This window comes from uncultured Lactobacillus sp., from assembly GCF_945290125.1.
Lineage (GTDB): Bacteria > Bacillota > Bacilli > Lactobacillales > Lactobacillaceae > Lactobacillus > Lactobacillus rizhaonensis.
Genome location: NZ_CALYQV010000095.1, coordinates 1 through 4,495, shown reverse-complemented (window position 1 = coordinate 4,495; position 4,495 = coordinate 1). Strand labels below are relative to the sequence as shown.

The 4,495-nt window shown below is 35.1% G+C and carries 2 protein-coding genes and 1 pseudogene; all 3 read right to left on the bottom strand.

The window, feature by feature from the left end:
• Positions 1-379 (bottom strand): annotated as a pseudogene (locus Q0K80_RS09880) (oligopeptide ABC transporter substrate-binding protein); the annotation flags it as partial.
• A gap of 152 nt (positions 380-531) precedes the next feature.
• A complete protein-coding gene (locus Q0K80_RS09875; RefSeq protein ID WP_294605892.1) occupies positions 532-2,304 on the bottom strand; it encodes an oligopeptide ABC transporter substrate-binding protein in 1,773 nt (590 codons plus the stop codon).
• A 200-nt stretch (positions 2,305-2,504) separates the two neighbouring features.
• A complete protein-coding gene (locus tag Q0K80_RS09870) occupies positions 2,505-4,268 on the bottom strand; it encodes an oligopeptide ABC transporter substrate-binding protein (protein WP_294605890.1) in 1,764 nt (587 codons plus the stop codon).
• Positions 4,269-4,495 lie beyond the last annotated feature (227 nt).

Below are 4,495 nucleotides of genomic sequence, written 5' to 3'. Positions count from 1 at the left end.
ACCATTTTACGCCCTTTTTAATTGTAATCGTAGCGGTTTTAGCTTTACGATCAAGTTTCAAGGTAGCAGGACCTTTATCATTAATCTTGTAGTGATCATCTGTATCAAATAATGACTCTTGACCAGGACTTGAAACATCAGCGTCGGGTTGACTCATCTGTAATTCATCATTAAAGATACCTGTGAAAGGAGTATCAGTTTCTTCTGCAACCCTAAGTGTACCTCCTTGTTTCGCAGTCTTAGTTTTAGTTTCGATTGGAAACTTGCTTGCAGTTTTTGCACCTTCATTACTAGTATTGCTACTCTTACCGCAGGCTACTAATGTTAAAGCAGCAGCTGAAACAACTCCCAGCGAACCTAAAAATTTACCTTTTTTCATAAAACGAGTTTCTCCTTCTTAATAATTAATTTTTAATAGTGTTCGAAACAAGTTAATAATTAAATATTAACATTTAAAATGAAAAATGCAATGTTTTAGTTAATTTAGTCTTAATCATTCTATATTATCCAATTTTCGGGGCATAATTTTAATTATTTAGCATAAGCTACTTTGAACCACAAATCATTCGATTGTGACGGTTTGACCGAAAATCCCGTCAGCTTACTGTTAACCGCCGTAATGGTATACTCATTGGTTGTTGGAATGACGTAAGCCTGATCAAACATGTATTTTTGCCATTTATGAAATTGTTCAACCCGGTATTGGTGATTAAAGGCCTTTTGGGAATCAATCGCATTGAGCAGTTTGGTATTTTCGGGCGTTACGAATCGAGCAAAATTAAACGGAGCACCAGCACTATAATAATAAGCTGGTGAAGGTTCACTTGAAATACTGGTCAAACTCCAACCACCGGTAAACATATCAATTCCGGGAGCATCATGCTGGACTTTATCCGCGTAGGAATTGAATTCAATTAAGCGACCATTATAGAAACTAATGTTCAAGCCGATTTTATGCCATTGCTGTAAATAATTTTGATAAATCGGTTCCTGGGTATCATTACCTTGTTGAACCAAGAAGGTAATCTTCAAAGGCTTGCCATTCGGTTGAATGCGCCATTTACCTTTACGCTTATAGCCCGCTTTGTCTAAAATGGCATTTGCTTTCTTTAAATTATATGAAAAGCCTTTTACGTTCTTATCAAAATAATCACCATATTGTGCCAAAACCAAGGTTGGAATCTGGAAGGTCAACCCATTATTATACTTCCGATTAACATCCTTAATATTCATAGCATAGGCAATGGCCTGACGTAGTGCTTTATTATTCATCTTACTCTTGGGATTCATGACATTCTTGCCCTTTTTGGCATCCCACTTACCAACTCTAAAACCTATATAACGGTAAGCCAAAGGTATTTTAGCAATAAAAGTGGTATTTTTAGCATCCTTTACTTGTTGCCATTGATCATTAATAACATCAGCTACATCAAATTTTTGACTTTTGATTGCTTGTGACGTTGAATTCGTCGAAACAACTTGACAGACGACTTTGTCTAGCTTTGGCTTGCCCCGCCAATAGTACTTATTCGGCACCCAAGTAACTGATTGACCACGAACCACGCGTTCTACGCGGTACGGGCCAAAAAACAATGGTTCTTTTCTAATTTGGTCCGCTGCCTCCAATTTATTGAAGGGAATCTTTTTGAGATAATGATACGGCTCCGCTCCCTCAGCAAAATAACCATTGCCACTATTGTACATGCCCGGCTTTAATTCAGTATATAAAATCGTTAGCGTACGTCCGTTTTCTCCGTCAGGCATAGTTAAACCAGAAATACTTTTAGCCTTGCCTTCGTGATACTCTTTCATTCCTTTAATAAAGTTTAGTTGACTCGTATATCTTTGTGATTTTGTTTCCTTATTTGCCAGAATTTCATATGCAAATTCTAGGTCTTTGGCAGTAACTTGCTTACCATCTGACCATTTAACACCCTGCTTGACCTTAATAGTGACGGTTTTATTTTGGCGATCAATTTTTAAAGTAGCTGGACCTTTGTCATTAATTCGGTAATCATCATCAATGTCAAATAATCTTTCATTACCTGGCGAAGCTAAATCAACATCTGTTTTTGAAAAAGCCAACTCACTGGCAAAAATTCCTGTGAACGGCGAATTGGTTTCAATAGCATACTTGACAGTACCACCTTGCCGAGCTTTTTTAACGGGCATTGCCGCTGGAAATTTGCTAGCTTTTGTTGATTGATCTGTTGCATTATTAGCATTCTTATTACTGCAGGCCGTTAAAGCACAGGCAGTAGCACTAATAAAACCAATGGTACCTAATAATTTCCCTTTTTTCATTAAATCACATTCCTTCATTACACTTTTGTTCTCACTAAAAGAAAGTTAATAAACAAATATTAGCATAGCCTTATAAAAATTCAACTGACTGGTAAAATCTTCAGTAATCAAAAGTGTATTATTTCCAATGACATTTTTTCTGCTTAATGACAATTTTTCAGCATAAAAAAACCCGAAATAAATTCGAGTTTTTTGGTTAGTTATTTTACATATGCAACTTTAAACCATTGTTGATTACTGTCTGATGGTTTAACCGAATATCCTGTCAGTTTACTATTAACAGCTGTAATCTCGTAAGAGTTATTAGTTGGAACAACAAAAGCTTGTTCGTTCATATATTCTTGCCACTTATGGAATTGTTCAACACGGTATTTATGATCAAATGCTTTTTGTGAATCGATATTCTTTAGCAATTTAGTATTCTCAGGTGTAACAACTCTACCAAAATTAAATGGTGCACCTTCGGTATATAAGTCTGCTGGAGATGGTTCTGAAGACAAACTCCATGATGCCATGTACATGTCAATTCCAGGAGCATCATTTTGCAGTTTATCGTAAAATGAATTAATCTCAGTTAAGCGCCCATTATATAAACTTACATTTAAACCAATTTTATGCCATTGCTGGATGTAATTTTGATAAATAGGTTCTTTCGTAGCATCTCCCTGCATAGCTAGAAACTTAATTTTTAGTGGCTTACCGTTAGGCTGAACACGCCACTTACCCTTCTTTTTATAGCCAGCTTTATCCAAAATTTCATTGGCCTTTTTCAGATCATAAGGATATCCTTTAACATTTTTATCAAAGTAATCACCGAATGGAGCAGGAATTAAAGTTGGAATCCTAAAGGTGAGGCTGCTATTATATTTTTTATTAACATCATCAAGATTCATAGCATAAGCAATTGCCTGGCGTAAAGCTTTATTGTTCATTTTCGCTTTAGAATCCATTACATTTTTGCCCTTTTTGGCATCCCATTTACCTACCTTAAAACCAAGGTATGAATATGCTAAAGGAATCTTAGCTACGAAATTAGTGTTTTTCGCGTCTTTAACTTGCTTCCATTGTGAATTAATGACTGCTGCAACATCAAATTTTTGACTTTTAATTGCTTGGGAAGTTGAATTGTTTGAAACTACTTGACAAACAATCTTGTCTAATTTCGGCTTGCCACGCCAATAATATTTGTTTGGTGACCAAGTTACTGACTGACCACGAACCACTTTATCTACCTTATATGGTCCAAAGAACAATGGCTTCTTCCGAACTTGATCCGAAGCTTGTAATTTACTGAATGGAACATTTTTCAAGTAGTGATATGGCTCAGCTCCTTCACTAAAATAGCCATTACCACTATTATACATTCCTGGTTTTAATTCATCATAGTGAATAACTATTGTGCGCCCATTTTCACCATCCGGCATTTCTAAGCCCGAAATTGTTTTGGCTTTGCCATCATGATACTCTTTCATACCCTTAATTGAAGCAATTGAACTAGTATATCTCTGTGATTTAGTTGCTTTATTAGCCATGATTTCATAGGGATATTCTAGATCCTTAGCAACAACTTGCTTGCCATCAGACCACTTAACACCCTTTTTAACCGTAATTGTGACTGTATTGTTTTTACGATCAATTTTCATGGTCGCGGGACCTTTATCATTGATTCGATAATCATCGTCTACATCAAACAAACTTTCGTTACCTGGAGAAGCAACATCGGCGTCTGTTTTTGTAGTATATAGTTCATTAGCAAAAATTCCCGTAAAAGGTGAATCTGTTTCAATAGCGTATTTTACTGTTCCACCCTGTTTAGCTTCCTTTTTTGCTACTTCGGCTGGGAACTTACTTGCTTTTTTAGAATCATCAGTATTAGCCGAATTACTGCCTTTGCCACAGGCTACTAAAGTAAGTGCAGCAGCTGAAACAACTCCTAGCGAACCTAAAAATTTAACTTTTTTCATAAACGAGTTTCTCCTTCTTAATAATTAATTTTTAATAGTGTTCGAAACAAGTTAATAATTAAATAATATCATTATTAATGAGAAATACAACCAAATTATTAATTTAATTTTAATATTAAATATTTTTATTTTTTATATTTTTATTTAAATAAAAACTCGAAATAATTTCGAGTTTTAAAATCTTATTTTACATATGCAACTTTAAACCATTTATCGTTAAGATCTGA

Coding starts and splice junctions, on each gene's coding strand:
- Q0K80_RS09875 (WP_294605892.1), bottom strand. CDS start 2,304: ATGAAAAAAGGGAAATTATTAGGTACCATTGGTTTTATTAGTGCTACT.
- Q0K80_RS09870 (WP_294605890.1), bottom strand. CDS start 4,268: ATGAAAAAAGTTAAATTTTTAGGTTCGCTAGGAGTTGTTTCAGCTGCT.